The sequence below is a fragment of the Nocardia sp. CWNU-33 genome, from assembly GCF_046764895.1.
Lineage (GTDB): Bacteria > Actinomycetota > Actinomycetes > Mycobacteriales > Mycobacteriaceae > Nocardia.
Genome location: NZ_JBKOQN010000018.1, coordinates 79860 through 96280, shown reverse-complemented (window position 1 = coordinate 96280; position 16421 = coordinate 79860). Strand labels below are relative to the sequence as shown.

At 65.0% G+C, this 16421-nt stretch carries 16 protein-coding genes and 1 tRNA gene; 12 read left to right on the top strand and 5 right to left on the bottom strand.

What is annotated here, in order from left to right:
* The first annotated feature begins 136 nt into the window (after positions 1 to 136).
* The 7 genes from ACLMAL_RS23690 to ACLMAL_RS23660 all read left to right on the top strand — a co-directional run bounded on the left by ACLMAL_RS23690 (position 137) and on the right by ACLMAL_RS23660 (position 8939).
* A tRNA-Leu gene (locus tag ACLMAL_RS23690) sits at positions 137 to 221 on the top strand.
* A gap of 1037 nt (positions 222 to 1258) precedes the next feature.
* Positions 1259 to 1717 (top strand): hypothetical protein, encoded by a 459-nt coding sequence (locus ACLMAL_RS23685; protein ID WP_412001080.1) that lies wholly within the window; start codon positions 1259 to 1261, stop codon positions 1715 to 1717.
* Entirely contained in the window at positions 1714 to 3294 is a 1581-nt protein-coding gene (locus tag ACLMAL_RS23680) for a hypothetical protein (protein ID WP_412001079.1), read from the top strand. Before ACLMAL_RS23685 ends, ACLMAL_RS23680 begins: the two co-directional genes overlap by 4 nt.
* Entirely contained in the window at positions 3291 to 3725 is a 435-nt protein-coding gene (locus ACLMAL_RS23675) for a hypothetical protein (RefSeq protein ID WP_412001078.1), read from the top strand. Before ACLMAL_RS23680 ends, ACLMAL_RS23675 begins: the two co-directional genes overlap by 4 nt.
* 612 nt (positions 3726 to 4337) lie before the next feature.
* Positions 4338 to 4796: a DoxX family protein gene (locus ACLMAL_RS23670; RefSeq protein ID WP_412001077.1), complete on the top strand. Its 459-nt coding sequence runs from the start codon at positions 4338 to 4340 to the stop codon at positions 4794 to 4796.
* Positions 4797 to 5083: 287 nt separating this feature from the next.
* Entirely contained in the window at positions 5084 to 7282 is a 2199-nt protein-coding gene (locus tag ACLMAL_RS23665) for a hypothetical protein (protein WP_412001076.1), read from the top strand.
* Between the two features lie 298 nt (positions 7283 to 7580).
* The gene (locus tag ACLMAL_RS23660; RefSeq protein ID WP_412001075.1) at positions 7581 to 8939 is read left to right on the top strand and encodes a DUF5933 domain-containing protein; all 1359 of its coding nucleotides are present in this window, start codon (positions 7581 to 7583) and stop codon (positions 8937 to 8939) included.
* Positions 8940 to 9277: 338 nt separating this feature from the next.
* On the opposite strand, the gene ACLMAL_RS23655 is transcribed toward ACLMAL_RS23660, so the two are convergent.
* Entirely contained in the window at positions 9278 to 9925 is a 648-nt protein-coding gene (locus tag ACLMAL_RS23655; RefSeq protein ID WP_412001074.1) for a sigma-70 family RNA polymerase sigma factor, read from the bottom strand.
* 224 nt (positions 9926 to 10149) lie between these two features.
* Here ACLMAL_RS23655 and bla point away from each other — a divergent pair, with 224 nt between their 5' ends.
* On the top strand, positions 10150 to 11070 hold the full coding sequence (bla, locus tag ACLMAL_RS23650; RefSeq protein WP_412001073.1) for a class A beta-lactamase: 921 nt from the start codon (positions 10150 to 10152) through the stop codon (positions 11068 to 11070).
* A gap of 373 nt (positions 11071 to 11443) precedes the next feature.
* Here bla and ACLMAL_RS23645 read toward each other — a convergent pair whose 3' ends face one another.
* Positions 11444 to 11809, bottom strand: coding sequence for a MerR family transcriptional regulator (locus tag ACLMAL_RS23645; RefSeq protein WP_412001072.1), 366 nt, complete (start codon positions 11807 to 11809; stop codon positions 11444 to 11446).
* Between the two features lie 234 nt (positions 11810 to 12043).
* On the opposite strand from ACLMAL_RS23645, the gene ACLMAL_RS23640 reads away from it, so the two are divergent.
* Together ACLMAL_RS23640 and ACLMAL_RS23635 are read left to right on the top strand one after the other, a co-directional pair.
* Positions 12044 to 12748: a flavodoxin family protein gene (locus ACLMAL_RS23640; protein ID WP_412001071.1), complete on the top strand. Its 705-nt coding sequence runs from the start codon at positions 12044 to 12046 to the stop codon at positions 12746 to 12748.
* 129 nt (positions 12749 to 12877) lie between these two features.
* Positions 12878 to 13333 (top strand): lytic transglycosylase domain-containing protein, encoded by a 456-nt coding sequence (locus ACLMAL_RS23635; protein WP_412001070.1) that lies wholly within the window; start codon positions 12878 to 12880, stop codon positions 13331 to 13333.
* A gap of 104 nt (positions 13334 to 13437) precedes the next feature.
* Here ACLMAL_RS23635 and ACLMAL_RS23630 read toward each other — a convergent pair whose 3' ends face one another.
* Together ACLMAL_RS23630 and ACLMAL_RS23625 are read right to left on the bottom strand one after the other, a co-directional pair.
* Positions 13438 to 13764 (bottom strand): TetR/AcrR family transcriptional regulator C-terminal domain-containing protein, encoded by a 327-nt coding sequence (locus tag ACLMAL_RS23630; protein WP_412001069.1) that lies wholly within the window; start codon positions 13762 to 13764, stop codon positions 13438 to 13440.
* Entirely contained in the window at positions 13743 to 14006 is a 264-nt protein-coding gene (locus tag ACLMAL_RS23625; protein WP_412001068.1) for a hypothetical protein, read from the bottom strand. Before ACLMAL_RS23625 ends, ACLMAL_RS23630 begins: the two co-directional genes overlap by 22 nt.
* Here ACLMAL_RS23625 and ACLMAL_RS23620 point away from each other — a divergent pair.
* Positions 13989 to 15296, top strand: coding sequence for an FAD-dependent monooxygenase (locus ACLMAL_RS23620; RefSeq protein WP_412001067.1), 1308 nt, complete (start codon positions 13989 to 13991; stop codon positions 15294 to 15296). The two genes, ACLMAL_RS23625 and ACLMAL_RS23620, sit on opposite strands and share 18 nt — an antisense overlap.
* 74 nt (positions 15297 to 15370) lie before the next feature.
* Here ACLMAL_RS23620 and ACLMAL_RS23615 read toward each other — a convergent pair whose 3' ends face one another.
* Positions 15371 to 15880, bottom strand: coding sequence for a mycothiol transferase (locus ACLMAL_RS23615; protein ID WP_412001066.1), 510 nt, complete (start codon positions 15878 to 15880; stop codon positions 15371 to 15373).
* A gap of 25 nt (positions 15881 to 15905) precedes the next feature.
* Between ACLMAL_RS23615 and ACLMAL_RS23610 the strand changes: the two genes are divergently transcribed.
* Positions 15906 to 16352 carry a hypothetical protein gene (locus ACLMAL_RS23610; RefSeq protein ID WP_412001065.1) on the top strand — a complete coding sequence of 149 codons (447 nt, stop codon included), beginning with the start codon at positions 15906 to 15908 and terminating at the stop codon, positions 16350 to 16352.
* Positions 16353 to 16421: the final 69 nt, after the last annotated feature.

The following is a 16421-nucleotide window of genomic DNA, read 5'->3' as shown; positions in this document are numbered from 1 at the left end:
AACATGAGCGCTCCTCATGTTGTCCGTTACTTAATCGTTATAATCCCAGGTGGGGTTACCGACGAGTACGCCACGCCCGGGCAGAGCTTCGCGATCGCGGTCAAGCCCGGTAGTCTTTGGACGGTCGTACCATCACGCGCGAGTGGCGAAATTGGCAGACGCGCCAGATTTAGGTTCTGGTGTCCACGGACGTAGGGGTTCAAGTCCCCTCTCGCGCACCACCCACCGCCCCGGTGTCCACACGGACATCGGGGTACATCCCTCGGCGAGACCGCTCATCTAGGCGTGACGCACGCTAGAGCAATCCCGCACCCCGCACCCTGCGTTCGCCGAAATGCGTTCCGACACTCCGTGCGAATCCGCCGGATCCCGATTCCGGCCGTGTTGCGCCGGCCGCGCTTCTCGCGGCCCGCATGTGCGCCACGAGGTGGAGCCGGCCCACCACGGTCGGCTACAGGCCGACGCGGGCGTGCAGCCCAAATCGGGCGCGACCCGATCAGCGGCTTCCGGTTGTGCACACGACCCGGCGCAGGACAGTGGGCAGACGCGATCCGCCCGGTCGGGATGCCTGCTCACCCAGGCCGCGATCCGGCTGCGGTTGGCAGAGCCGTGCTTGTTCAGGATGTGTCGCACGGACTCGACCAGCCGCCGCCAGCACCGAGGGTCGTGGCCGCCGCCCGTCTGCTGATGTCCCAGATGGGATCTCCCCCGCCGACCTCGTCGACGCCGGCCCGGCAGTACCCACCTTCGAAATGATGGCGCCGAAGGTCCGAGCCCGGTCCGCCCCGGGCACGCGGCGCTACCGCCTCGGCAAACAATCACCCCATGTCGCTTACTGCATCTGGACAAGGGAAGCGCTGCCCTGGTTCGCCGACCAGGGCATCAGCGTGCACTGGCCGCGCCACACCACCCCATCTGGGTGGTGTGGCGATACGACCAACGTCTCCGGCTACTGCGTGAAACGTGGCAATGATCGATAACCAATAGTAATCGTTTCATCACTATTCGATGCGTGACGACGAGCGATAACTATTAGTAATCATGCCCATCGCTATTCGATGCCATTCTTTCCGGTAAATCGATTGCGCTGTAGTATGATTTCGATACCGGCGGCCCTCTGCCTGCCGATACGCCCCGTCCGCTTTGCGGGAGATGGAATAGGAGAAGGCGCTTTGGGCAACCCTGTCGAACTCGTGCGACTTGACCGGCGGCAGTTGACCGCTGATGCCGATCTGGACCAGGGCTGAGGAGTTCGATCGTGGTAGTACCGGATCCAGCTAGCGATGCTGCTTCCTCTGGGCTATATCTTGACCCCGAAACTTTTCCTGCTTCGGTCGCGGGCGTAGCTCGCGCTCACAACCGTGCTGCCGCCGCGCTATCGCAGCTGATCAAATCGGTACCTGGCAATTCGGACATGTTCGGCGACGCAGGTGTCCAGTCCACGTGCTCGACATTCCACGATGCCTGGCAGGGTGAGACCGATGTGGCGGCTGCGGCACTCGCCGAAGCCGCATGGCTGCTCACCACTGCCGTTCGAGATCTGGTGAACGCCGATATCCAGGGTGGTGCCGATATCGCTAAAACCCTCCCCCTCGATTTGCCGCCAATCGTGCCGCCCCAAGACAACCCGCCGAGCAACAAAAAGGAAGAGACCCTCGACGACCCACCGAGCCAAAAAAAGGAAGAGACCCACGACAAGAAGCCAGCTTACCGATGAGCGCGGTAAAAGCCCTACAAGAAGCCATGGACATCATGGATAACGAAGCCGCCACTCTCGCGCAGGTGCCGTCGCTATTGGTGCAAGCCATAGATGCCGCACTGAAACCGCCGGCCATTGGCGGATCTCCTGATCGAATCAAAGCCCACGCCGAAGCTTACAAACAATCAACAGGCGCATGGTCGCAGGCCTGGAATGATTTGCACGGCGTAGTGGGCAGAGATCTACCCACAGCATGGCGAGGCGCTGCGGCCGAAAGCGCGAGACAAGCCGTGTACGCCCTGGGCCAGGAGTCGGTGACAGCTACCGATGCGTTCGCAGCGGGAACCAAAACTCTACAGGCTTGGGCCGAGACGTTGAAATATGCGCGAGATAGCGATGATCAGGGATGCACGCAGCTGAAAACCGCCAGAAACCGGCTGTGGAGGGCCATGTTGGCGTCAGACACAACGTCCATATCGCCGATGACGATGGTCCCGATTCTCGAAATGGCGGGCACCGGCTGCCATGACCGCCTGATCGCCGCAAAGAATTTTGACGCCGGTGCCACAGAAACGGCCAGCTGTCTGAGGCAATGGGCCGAGCGGGCCCGCGCGCGGCGAGTCAACGCATCCGGCGTCAGCGCACTGACCAAGGTCGTGCTGGCCGCCACACCACGCGAGGTACTGACTCCGACCGCGCTACAACGGGCATCCCAGCGACTCCACAGCATGTCAGCTGCGGACCGCGACGCGTTCGAGAAACTACTGGCGGATTCCAAATCCCCGCTCGAGGCTGCCTTCCTGTGGAAGGCATTGGCGGCAGGGAACTCGAGCGCCGAAATCAAGGACTTCTACGACAAAATACATCCGCACGGAGACGACGAGAAATGGCTCACCGACCACTTGCAGCCCGATATCGCCAATCGCAACTCGGGCACTGGTAAAGACGGTCAGCACGTGCTCCGCTATCGCGGTGAACGGTCGGTCCCGAACGCTGATGGCAATCCGATATCTGTCTACGGTCAGGATGCGGATAACTGCGTCGCTTCCTCTACCGTCGCCGCACGCGCGAATGCCGATCCGGCATTCATGCTCGGCCTGACAACCGGACAAGGACCCGCCGCCGTCGTCGGCGCGAAAGCGGGCGATGACAGCCTTGACGCGTTCCGAAAGCGGCTCGTGGAGTCCTATCATTCCACCGACGCAGCGGATCCCTCGGTACGCTATCACGAGGACAACCGCACTCGATTGTTCGACAGAATGTTTTCACCATCGACGGGTACGGACTACCAGGATCAACCCTTGACCGACGCGGAGTCACGGGCGGCGGCCCTACCTCGGATCGAGGCGGCAGTGGAATCCGGCAAACCGGTTTCACTCATTACGGACGACTCGAACCACGGAGCAGGGGACACACACCAAATGATAATCATCGGGGCCGAGGACGGCAAACTCGAGATCTATAATCCGTGGGGATTCACCGAATGGGTGACCAAAGAAGAATTTATCGACGGACGCATTGGTGCGCTGACAGACGGCGAGGGGTCGCCCACCGGTGGATGGCCCATTCCGATCGAAGTTCAGCTGCCAAAATGAGCACCACACCCCGACGGCGAGACCAGGACCTGAGCGGCGTCGACATCGAGCAAGCCCTCACCAGCGGCATGGCCGAATCCGGTCCAGCACGCAGAGCACTGTTCACCGAAGCCGCCATCGCCGCATCAATGCAGGCCGAGAAGCTGGCCGTCGAACCCTATTCCCTCACCTTTCTGGCCCACTGCGTCCGCTCGCTCGGCCTCGATGACGCCCTACGACTACCGGAGCCGCTGATCGGACCCGCGCCAACGCTGCTGGCGCGTAACTGGATGTCGGCCGCGTATACCGGAGCCGTGGTGGACGTGGCCCGCGACGACCTGTTCGCGCAGTGGCTGGACATGGTCGCGATGTTGCTCGCCTCGCGTAAAGAGGCCGCCGCCGAGAGTAAACCGGAACACAACGACCCGCCCGACACGACCGATCCTTCCTAGCAGTCGCCCAGGGCCGAAGAGTTGAGGACCTGGCGCGAAAGACACCGCGAACTCGTTCAGTCGTCGGAGGCCACTATCAGTCGAACCTTCTGAGCCGTTCGGTCGATGACGACGATCTCATGGAACTCGGTGTGGATCTCCGTAGTCGTTGATCGCAGACATATCAAGATCCCGCAGAACACAGTTGCTAGCCGATCCCGCGACAGCGTCGAACACCTGGCGCTGGATCGCGTGCTCGAGCTCGCGAGGCATGGTGCTGCATGGTGCGACCCACCGTCGCACGATCTCGGCAACGGCCTGTCCGGTTACCCACTCATACGCATCCGGGGAGATGCGATCCAGCCAATACGGACCGCATGACGCCGTTTCTCGATATGCCATAACCAGCCTCCACGATCTGGATGGTCGACTGCTGATCAGGCGCGACTGCATGCACCCATCAGCGGGTCGACGGTATTTCGATCAACCCCGGCTGCCACCGCTGGTAGGTGCGGCACGCGTGGTCGGGGTAGTGGGCCCGACACTCGACTGAACGATTCACCGCCGCCGACCGTAGTGACAAGTACGGGTGATTTTCCCGATCATCCGATGTCACGTAGTCGAGGTTGTGTCATGCATCTGTTAACCACCGATGCGAACACCGGACCCGCGGCCGGCAGTCCCGGCTCGATCGTTCTCGGCCTGTTTCGCATCCTCGTCGGCCTCTCGTTCGCCATCCACGGCATGTCCACCCTCTTCGCAAAGCCGGTAGCGCCGCACGGCGGCCAGGTCGCCGCCTTCGCCAGCTGGCCGAACTGGTGGGCCGGTGTGATCGAACTCGTCGCGGGCGGGCTCGTCACACTCGGACTCGGCACCAGAATCGCCGCGCTGCTGTGCTCGGGCTCGATGGCCTACGCATTCCTTTTCGTACATTTGAAGCACGGCATACTGCCGATCGAGAACGGCGGCGAAACCGCCGTCTTGTTCTGCTGGTCGTTCTTCCTCATCGCGGTAATCGGCCCCGGCGCGTTCACCGTCCACACGTTGATACCCCGTGCCAGGCACCCGCACAGCACAGCCGCGCGGCGGTGACGACCACGCGCAGCCTGCCGACTCCCAGGCCGGGCCGAAGAGGCTGGAGCTCAACTACTTTCCGACCAGCGTGACGCTTGCCCCGCTTCCGCCGAGCAACGATCCTCGACAGGAAACAGGACGCGTCGTCCGCACTCGGGCGGCCCTAGCTCACTCCCCACACCCGGCTATCTTTTCGACTTGCTCCGTTAACTCGATTCGAATACGGTCCGGCAATCGTGAGAGCTGGTGCGGTAATCGAATCGCGAAGAGAGTTATACCGGTGGGGCGCGGTTACCGTAGTCGGAGTGATCGCCGGGTATGCGGCGGTCCTGCTGGCCAACGTTCGGCACTTCTACACCGACGACACCGAAGCCCAATACGGCCCGATGTGGGTCATGCTCGGCACCCAACTGCGTGCGGGTCACTTCCCGCTGCTGGCGCCTTGGGAGTGGATGGCGGGCAACTACGCCCTGGAAGAGGCGGGGCTGTACAACCCGCCCCAGTTGCTGGTCTATCTACTCGCGCCGTCGATGGACAACCTCGCCGTGTTCGCCACGGTGGTGAAGCTTGTTTTCTCGATCATCGCCGCGCTGGGGGTATTTCGGATCTGCCTGGTCTATGGCGCCCGGACGCCGTGGGCGGCGGTCGCGGGTGTCGCGTTCCCGTTGAGCGGCTGGTTCCTGTTCTTCGACGAGGCCAGCTGGGTGACCTCACACACCGCCACGGCGTGGCTTGTGCATGCCTGGGCATCGGCGGTGCACTACACGCGCGGCCGCAGTGGGCCGATCCCGGTTTTCGCCTTCCTCTACCTGGCGCTGACGGTCCAATATGCTTTCCCCGCAGTCGAATCCGGGTTGATGATCGTCACGATCGCCGCCGGTGAGGTCGTCTATCAGCGGCGCTGGGCCCCATCTATGCGGCTGCTCGCGGCGGCCGGATGTGCTGCGCTGGCGGCAGCGGTGGCCAACCTGCCCGGGATCCTGTCCTCACAGGTGACCTGGCGCGGCAGCGCCGAGATCCACAACGATCCGTTCCTGACGGTGCCGTGGTCTGAGTCGTTCAACGCGAGCCTGCCGAGCACGACGCCGGCATTCACTGCCTGGTGGGGGTATGTCCAGCCCTTGCCGATGGTCTACATAGCGTGGTTCCTGATTCCGGCGCTGGCGTTCGTCGGCTGGCATGCGGCGCGGCAGTCGGTGCGGGAATTCAGTGGGATCGCGTTCTTCGCGACGGCGGTGCTCATGTGGACCGCGGGCCCCGGCGCGATCGGTCCGCTGCGCTGGCCGGCCCGCGTGTTACCGATGGTCGCCTTGACACTGCTTGTGCTGGTGTGCGTATTACTCAGCCGCTATGGCACTTTCGCGTCGTCGCGCCGGCGCGCGATCGCCGCCGCTGTCCTGATCGGACTGCTGCTCGCGCGTTCCTTCTCAGCCGCTCCGCAACTCATCGTGCGGCATCTCGTCGCAGTCGCGGTGGTGGCCGCGATCGGCACGGCGGTGGTGTGGCTCGCCCGCACCCGGGGACCGGCGCCCGCGTGTGCGTTGACCATCGTAGCCATGTTCCCGATTGCCTACGCTCAGGTGCAGGGCGCGCCCCCGACCCCGATGTCCTACAACTTCCCGGAGCGACGTTCGGCGATGATCGCCGCCTTCCCCGATTTCGACGGTGTCACACTGCAACTCGCCGACCGCGTGCTGGTGGGGCCGGAGGACAAGAACCTCGCGGGCGCCTACGGCTCACTGGCTATCGGCAGCTACGCAAAGGACCTCGGGCTCCACTATGTCAACGGCTATACCCCCATCGGTCACGGGGCGTTCAGCGACCTGGTGTGCATGGCCTGGGACGGCAGCACCTGTGATGACGCGTTCCGCCGCGCCTTCACCATCGAACCGTCCACCGGCAGAACGATTGTCGACCTGATGAAGGTCGACCGGGTGGTGCTGCAACGCGCTCAATATCCCGACGCCCGCGACCACGCCGCGCCGTCCGGCTGGAAGTGGGTCGACTATCCCGGCCACGAACGCTACATCTGGGTACTGGAACGGGAAAGCGGCCGCATCTCCACCGTGAACGGCGTGATCGCCGATACCCGCGACGTGACAGCCACGTCGATCTCGCAGGGCAGTTTCCGCAGCGATGCCCGTGTCACCTCGCCCGGCGGCGGTCGTGTGGTGTTTGCGCGGCTCGCCTGGCCCGGCCACCGAATCACCTTGAACGGCAAGGAGATCCCGGCGACAACGGTGGCGCGCACCTTCCTCGCCGCCGATATACCGGCAGGCACCGACAACGCCGAGCTGACACTCACCTGGGCCCCGCCGGGCTGGCAGGTCAGCGTCGCGACCGCGGTGGCCGGAATCGGCGGAATCGGTCTGCTGCAGTGGGCGTACCGGCGAACGCGCCGCCGCCTGCTACTCCCGCCGGAGGATTGTCCGCCCGAGAATTGTCCGCCCGAGGATTGTCCGCCGGAGGAACCGGCGCGTGAGCTGATCAGCGCTGACGTGTAGCGCACGCGATTCGCGTCACCCCGTGCGCACCCGACGGCAGCGCCGGACGCAGGCCACTGCCGACGGATACTTCCGCAGGCAGTGGCATCGGCCGTAGGCACCGTGTCGCGCCTGGTGCATCGGAGCGATCCGGTCCCGATCGTGATCCGGGTCACCGAGACAACGGCCGCGCGGTCGCCGGTAGGCTCGGGGGTGACCGGCTTCGGCAGGCAGCCACGGGTTTTCGCGATCGCGGGTGAGATCGGACTCCGTTAACCGGCCCGCATGGTCGTGTTCACATCATGTTTACGATGACCGAATGCTTATTCACGACGCGCAGGGCCGTTCGACCTCACCTCCCGAGCGGGTGGGTCTTGCGCGGTTCCAGCAGCGTCGAGCGGCGGCCGTCTGGTGCGGGATCATCGCTGCGATATCGGTGCTCGTTGCAGGCCAGATCGTAGCCGCCCATATCCACGCTCTCGGCCCGCTGACCAGCCTTTTCCGCGACTACGCCGGGACACCCAAGTCCGCGACGACACCGTGGGCGGGCTTCCTGCTCGCACTGGTCGGCGTGACCACCCGGGTCCGTGTGACCGCACTCGCCGCCGCGGTCGGCCTCGACCTGGTCTTCGTGACCATCCGGACGCTGGAGGGTCGACCGTTCACCGTCGGCAATGGCCCGACCATCGTGCTCACGCTACTGGCGGTCATCGCAGCACTGCGGTGGACCGGCACCCGGCGTCGAACGGCACTACACACCGTCGCCCTCGGCGCGCTGCTCATTCTCGCGACGAAGGTCGGCGAGATCTGGCTGGACATCACCGCATGGACGTCCCCACAAGTCCTCGATCCCTATGTGCAACTGGCCGATCGTGCACTCGGCAGTCCGTCGTGGCTCGTCGGCCACGCCCTCGAGGTGGCGGGACCGGTGCCGTTGGGCCTGGTGCGCTGGGTGTATTTCGAGCTTCCTGTCGCCGCTATCGTGGTGGCCATCTGGCAGCTGCGCGGTGTCACCACAGGTTTGTGGCCGCGGCACCACCTGGTGCGCACGTTCCTGACACTCGGCCTCATCGGCCCGGTCTTCTACGTGGTCTTCCCTGTCGTCGGGCCGATCCTCGCATTCGGGTCGTGGGGCCACGGTATGGAACTGGCGAACGTGTGGCCCAATAGCGTTCCGCTGGTGCCGGCTTCGGTCGAATCCATGCCGTTCGACGATTTCACGCCGCGTAATTGCATGCCCTCGCTGCACACTGCGTGGGCACTGTCGCTGTTCATCCACTCCCGGCGCGGACCGCTGTGGCTGCGCTGGGGCGGCGCATTCTGGCTGGTGTGCACCCTCGTCGCGACGCTCGGGCTCGGCGCGCACTACGGCATCGACCTCGTCGTCGGCGCCGCGCTGTGCCTGACCGTCGAGTCCGCATTGCGCGACCCGGACCGGGGCTGGGATCGCGCGCGGATCCGGCTGGTGACCTTCGGTATCGCTGTGTTCGCGGGGGTGCTGCTGTGCATCCGCTACCTTGCCCTTCCGATGGCGAACTACCCGGTCCCCTTCGGCATCGCGATCCTCGGCACTTTCGGCGCACTGGCAATCACCTTCTACACAACCTGGTTCGCCCCGACACGCGGCGAGGACGTCCGCTCGCCCGCAGCCGAACACGCCGACCTCGAGCACCGCTGAACGCGCAGTCTCGGGCCTGCGGCCTCGCCGAGCCCGCACCGGGGATCCGCGTCGGCAGGGCCGTCGGTCCTTTCGGTCATCGGATGGTCGTGAGCTTGTCCAGGTTGGTCACCGAGTAGATGCCGCGGACGGTGTCGTCCGGAGAGACGTCGAGGACGACGACGGCGAGCGGCGCGTTGCCATCGAAGACGACTGCGCAGGGATCGCCGCTGACGGCCCCGGTAAGTGATCTGGTAGTCCGCGGGCGACCGCGAGGAAGACCTCGATCACCTCTGCCAGTCCGTGTACCGGCCGCAGGCTGGTCGCAGGACCCTTCGCCCCGCTGTCGGTCCACAGCGTCACATCCGGCGCGAGCACGGCGAGTAGCTCCTCGAGATCGCCGCCCATCGCGGCGGCGACCAAACGCTCGTGACCGCCCTGCGCACCCGTGGGTCGGCCTGCTGCCGCGGCCGCCGGGCGTGCACACGCCGGCGGGCCCGGTAGGCGAGCTGACGGACCGCGGTCGGACTGCGATCGATCATCTCCGCGATCGCGCTGTGCGTGTAGCCGAAGACTTCGTTCAGCACGAATACCGCTCGTTCGATCGGGCTCAGCGTTTCGAGCACCACCAGCAGCGCCATGGAGAACGATTCGGTGCGGATCAGCGCGTCCGCAGCATCGTCTTCGTCGGGCACGGTGACCACCGGTTCCGGAAGCCATTGTCCGACATAGTCTTCCCGGCGCCGGTTCATCGCTGTCCGCTTGCCGAGCGCGTGATTCACTGCGACCCGCACCAGATACGCCCGTGGATTGTCGATCTGCCCGGCGATCGCACTGCGCCGCGGCGCCCACGACAGCCAGGTCTCCTGCAGCACATCCTCGGTGTCGGCGACGCTGCCGAGGATGTTGTAGACGACCGAGAACAGCAGTTCCCGATGCCGCACGAACTCTGCTGTCGCGCTGTCGGTCTCCGCGGTGGGCACGTGGTTTCGGTTCGGGTCGGTCATCGTCGGCTCCCTTGCTGTCGCGTATCGATCATGGGTGGCCACCAGGGAGCCCGACACATTCGCGAAGCGGCGCCATGCATACCGGATCACCGGCCGACGCCGTTGCCGCCCGAAACAACGAAGCCGCGACGACCCGTCCGACGTGCAACGATATCGACGCGAATATCGGTTCTCGCACCTTTTGGTCTTGGACAGCCGTACCAGTTCTGTGATGTGGTGCCCCCATGAGACAGCTCAACAGGAGTGCACTGGTCCGCTCGCGGATTGCCGTGCTGGCGTTGGCGCTACTGCCGGTGCTCGGCGCATGCGAGTCCGCCACGCAGAGCCCGGCTCCCGCATCCACCGTCCAGCCCTCCGATACCCGGCTGGCAGGCATCGAGCAGCTGCACCAGGCCCGGCTCGGGATGTTCGCGATCGAGACCCGCTCGGGTAAGACCGTGGGGTACCGCAAGGACGAACGGTTTGCGATGTTGTCGACCTTCAAAACACTCGCCTGCGCCGCGCTGCTGCGCGAACATCCGCTCAACACCGGATACTTCGATCAGATCATCCATTTCACCGAAGCAGAGGTCGCGGCCGCCGGCGGTTCGGCGGTCACCGGCCCTCGTGTCGAAAGCGGCATGTCGGTGTCGGAGTTGTGCGACGCCGCAATCACCAAGAGCGACAACGCCGCAGGCAACCAGTTGCTGAAATTGCTCGGCGGCCCGCAGGCCCTCACCCAGTTCCTCCGAACCCTCGGCGACCAGGTCAGCCATCTCGACCGCTGGGAACCGGACCTCAACACCGCCATACCCAACGATGAGCGCGACACCACGACCCCCGCCGCACTCGCCGCCGATTATCGGGCGCTGACGGTCGGCGATGCGCTCGCAGAGCCGGAGCGACGACAGCTGACGACCTGGCTGCTCGCCAGTACCACCGGCGCAACCCGCATTCGCGCCGGCCTGCCCGCCGAGTGGAAGACCGGCGACAAAACCGGCACCGGCGATTACGGATCGGCCAACGACGTCGCCGTCACCTGGCCGGTCGGCAGTACGGCGCCGATCGTAATAGCGGTGCTGACAACACATTCCGATCCCACGGCGCAAGCGGACAGTGGTTTGGTCGCCGAGACCACCCGACAGGTCATCGACATGCTGAAGTGATCGCCGATGCCGGACGATTGCGGCCCGCCCGGCGCGCCGACCCGCCGCAGTCGTCCAGCGGATCGCCCCCGAGCGTTCGCAAGCCGCTTGCTGTCGGTGCCGCTGCTTATCATCCGCACCATCGCACATGACTTTCAGATCACCGAGGGTGATTGGAAACCACCCAGCCTCGAACCAGTGACCTGATCGCGGTGCCACATCGGCGAATCCGTCGCGCACCGATCCAGTGCGGCGGATTCGGCGAGGTCCGAGGCCAACCCACCACAGCATGGGAACGGCCACGACCTGGATCAGCGGGGCGCCAACAGCACTGCTGCGTCGCGCTCCGACTGCGCGCATACCCGATTTGACGGCAAGTGCACCGTCGATCAGTTCAGCACCGATCGCGCAGTGCGGTGGTCGCATTCAGGTAGCAGGACAGGATGTCCCGCGTTTCGGCAAGGCAGTCCATCTTGGCCTCGAGGGCGTCGAGTTCCCTGCGCAGCAATGCGAGCATGTCGGGATGCGGTTCCAGCTGCGGTGCGGACCCGTGCGCGCAGGGCAGTATGTCGCGAATCACCTCGGTCGACAACCCGGCCGCCAACAACGCACGGATCTGTCGCACCACCACGGGCACATCTGCACCGTAGTTGCGGTATCCATTGCTTTCTCTGTCGGCCGAAATCAGGCCCTGCTCTTCGTAATAGCGCAACAGGCGCGGGCTGGCTCCGGTCTGCGTGGACAGTTCTCCGATTCGCATGCGATCACCTCACAACAGGTTGACCCTGACATCCGTGTGAAACCCTAGTGTGACGGTATGACACCTTCGACTGACCGCCGCGTAGGTCCATGACGAGATGGTGACGGTGCCACTCGAGCGGCTGCCGAGTGGCGCGAAGCGGGATATCGTTCGATTCTCAGGTCGATGCCCTGCCGACCTGTGGCTATCCGGATCCGGCTGATTCCGCATGTCGTGGTACCCGAGGAGACCACTATGACCAGCTATGACGATCTACGGGCATTGTTCATCAACTGCACTCTAAAGCGGTCGCCCGAACCGAGCAACACCCGGGGACTCATCGACGTGAGCGCCCGAATCATGGAGAAGAACGGGGTTCAGGTTTCCCATATTCGCGCCGTCGACCATGACATCGCGACCGGGGTCTGGCCGGACATGACCGAGCACGGGTGGGCCACCGACGAGTGGCCGCAATTGCAGCGGCAGGTGATGGACGCCGACATCCTGGTGCTGGCCGGACCGATCTGGTTGGGCGACAACAGTTCCGTCACCAAACAGGTGATCGAGCGGCTGTACGGCAATTCCTCGATACTCAACGAGCGCGGCCAGTACGCCTACTACGGCCGGGTCGGCGGGTGCCTGATCACCGGTAACGAGGACGGCGTCAAGCACTGCGCGATGAATATCCTCTACAGCCTCCAACATCTCGGCTACACCATTCCACCGCAGGCCGACGCGGGCTGGATCGGCGAAGCGGGACCGGGGCCGTCCTATCTGGATCCTGCTTCAGGCGGTCCCGACAATGACTTCACCAACCGCAATACCACCTTCATGACCTGGAATCTGCTGCACCTTGCCCGCATGCTGAAGGACAACGGCGGCATTCCCGCGCACGGCAATCAGCGCTCCGAGTGGGACGCGGGATGCCGGTTCGACTTCGAGAACCCCGACTACCGCTAGCCCACTTCCGCGAACGTCTCCTTGGCCGACACTCCGGGCGGTATGCCGCACGGTGGGGCTGACCAGTGATTTGCTGAATGTGGCGTTACCAGCTTCGAGCTTCACTCACCGGACGCGAAGGAGCAAGTCGTGCCGCACGTCAAAGCTGCCCTCGCAGCGGCCAGCTGCGCGCTCGCCATCGGGGTCGCTCCCGCCACTGCCGCACCCGCACAGTTCGATGCCACCGTCCCCCATGCGGATTCCACGTTGCCCTCCGGCTCCGCGGAAACGCGGGTCGGCTCCAGTTTGTCGCCGGTCCGTGCGGCCACCAGACTCATGGCAATGTCGATCGTGCCGCTCTACGATTTCTGGGCCTTCGACAATGTCGTCATGCGCGAAAGCAGTTGGGACTTCTTGGCCGTCAACCCAGCCAGCGGCGCGTACGGGCTCGGCCAGGCCCTGCCGCCGCAAAAGATGGCCACCCACGGCGCCGACTGGCTGTTCAATCCAGTGACCCAAATCCGCTGGACATATGACTACATGAAAAAGGCGTATGGCAGCCCCGCAGGCGCATGGGCATTCTGGCAGGAACATCACTGGTACTGACATCGCAGCCCAGCACAGCACATTGTTGAGCAACCCGTCAGCACAGCCGATAGCGAACCGGTCAGCCGAGTTTTCCAGATCACCATTTCAGTGACCGCATCTCGTTACGAGCGCTCGGGAACCGTTCGGGTAGCGAGGATTCCGGCGAGGATGATGCGGAGACCGTAATCGAACTCCGCATCGACATCGCCGGCGAAGAGGTCTGCCACCAACTGAGCGGCGCGCGGGTAGCGAACGGGGTCGACGACTTGTTCGAGGCGGTCGGGGTCGTAGGGGTTGGCGTCGGCGTATTCGATGCTGGTGCGGGACTGCTCTTCGATGACGAAGCCGACGGTGTAGTGCAGCATGATCGGGAAGACGCGGCCGCCATCGGTCTTGGAGAAACCCGCGTCCTCGAGCATGCGCAGGGTCAATTCCACCGTGCGCCACATGGCTTCGTCGCTGATGTAGGTGCCTGCCAGGACTTTGCGCCGTCCCGATAGCGCAGCATCGACCCGCGCAACCGCCCGGCCAGCGCGATCAGCCAGTCCTGCCAGCTCTGGCCCTGCCGCGGCGCCTCGACCCCGGTGACGGCATCGACGAAGACGGCCTGCGCCATCGCATCCAGCAATTCCCGCTTGTTCTTGACATGCCAATACAGCGCGGGCGCTTGCACATGGAGTGCCGCGGCCACCTTACGCATGGTCAACCCATCCAGGCCGGACACTTCGGCGGACTACCCCTGGACTTCAGCGACTTCAATACCCGCTACCCCTACACCCTCGCCGTGCTGCAATCGGTGATCGAGCGCGAACTCGATCGGCGCGCAACAGAATTGGGCGCGTTGATGCAGTGGGGATCGCCGGTCGTCGGATTCCACCAGGACGCGACGGGTGTGGAGGTCGAGGTCGGCGGACCGGCGGGGCCCCGCCGGATTCGCGCCGCCTACCTCGTCGGCTGCGACGGTGGCCGCAGCGCGGTCCGCAAGCTCGCAGGCATCGACTTCGCAGGCACCGACGCGACCGTGACCGGCATGATCGCCGACGTCGAACTCGCCGATCCGCCCGCGCATCCCTTCTTCGGTCAGCGCGGCGGTGCGGGCGATTTCTCGGCGGTGCAATTCGAGCCCGGCTGGTACCGGCTGGTCGTGCAACGGCACGACTGTGTCCTCGAGCGCGGCGCCGAGCTGACCTTCGAGGACTTCCGCAACAACTTCATCGAGCTCGCGGGCACCGACTTCGGTATGCACAGCCCGCGCTGGGTGACGCACTACGGCGACGCCGCGCGACAGGCCGATCGCTACCGCGTCGGCCGGGTGTTCCTGGCGGGCGACGCCGCCCACATCCACTACCCGGCCGGCGGCCAGGGCCAGAATCTGGGCGTGCAGGATGCGGTGAACCTCGGCTGGAAGCTCGCTGCGACCCTGCGCGGCAACGCATCCGACGAACTGCTCGACACCTACGAGACCGAGCGCCACCCCATCGCCGCCCGCGTCCTGCACAACACGAGGGCCCAGACGGCACTATCACGCTCCGGCCCGCATACCGACGCGCTGCGCGACATCATGAGCGACCTGATCGACATGGACCAGGTGCGCCACCGCCTCGGCCTCATGATCACCGCCCTCGATATCCGCTACGACACCAAAGTCGACCATCCACTGGCCGGACGCCGCGTGCCGGACACCGACCTCACGACAAAGGGCGGCGATACCCGAGTCCACACTCTGTTGCGCTGCGGTCGGCCGGTGCTCTTGGTACTCGACGGAAACGACGTTCCGGCCATACCGCAATGGCACGACCGGGTCGATATCGTCACCGCCGAAAGCCGTACCGATCGCTGGATCATCCCCGGCGTCGGCGACATTGCGGCCCCGGCCGCGGCACTGCTGCGTCCCGACGGCTACGTCGCCTGGGCCGCCGACGAACCCACCACCGCCGGATTGACCGAAGCCCTCACCACCTGGGTCGGCGCACCGGCCTGATGCCCTCGGTTCGGCAGGAAAGCCACGGTGGGGCGGTCTGATTTTTCAGCGCGTGATAGTGCGCACCGGACGCTCTACTTCGTCCGCTCGATCACTCCGCGAATGTAGGCGGCCTGGCCCGCGTGCTGCAGATCATCGGAGATCACGCTGATCAGACGGATGCTGAGGGTGACCGGCGGGTCCCATCTGGTGTCGACGATCCGGCCGAGGTCCTCATCGGTGATACCTCGGACGAACCGCAGGGTCTGCTCATGGACCGCGTCGTAGTAACCGAGGAGCAGGTCGGCAGGGGCTTGGATGGCGGCGACATTCTCGGGACGGTCGCCGTATCCGACGGTGCGCGTGTCGATCGGCAGGCCGAACCGGTCGTACCAGCCCTGCGCGGTCCACACCTGCTCCACGCCTGCCACGTCGGCGACGTGATCGTCCTGCACCCGTGTCAGGTGCCAGATAAGCCAGGCGATCGAGTTCGCGCCCGGGTCGATCCGATAGGCCAGGTGGTCTTCGGTCAGGCCGTCCACCGCCTCGTGCACCACCTCTTGAATACGCCCGTAAGCATCGGCAAGTACGTCGGCACTCGTCATCTTGTCGGCTCCGTCCGTCGATGTCGTGGTTTCGACCGTACTCACACCGGGCGCGGGCCGCCGCGTAGGCCCGGTCCTGATCAGCGAAACCCGCATGCTCGCAATGTCTTCCCGGCATCCACTGGCTGCACGCACCTCGATCTCACTGGAGGACCTGGCCACCGTCGGCTTGCTGAGAATGCCAGGTTCACTGCCTGCCGCGATGGTCGATGATCGCGCACCCCGGCAGACACCGAGCGGGCGGCCGATCGCGCGGGCCGGAGTGGGATACAGCGGCCAGGAGATCCTGGCCCGCGTCGGAGCCGGTGAAGCCGCCTTCGTCGTCGGAGCCCACATGACCTGCTACCACATGCGCCCCGACGTCGCCTACGTCCCCATCGACGACGCACCGCCATCGAACGCGGCTTCGCATGGCAATCCTGCCGGGAAACCGAACGGGTCAGGGCCTTCAACGCCGCAGCGATGGCCATGAGCGAAACCCTGGTGGCCGCCGAACGGCCGAACCCGTGAACAGATACGCCGTGTCACCGACTCGAGGTCG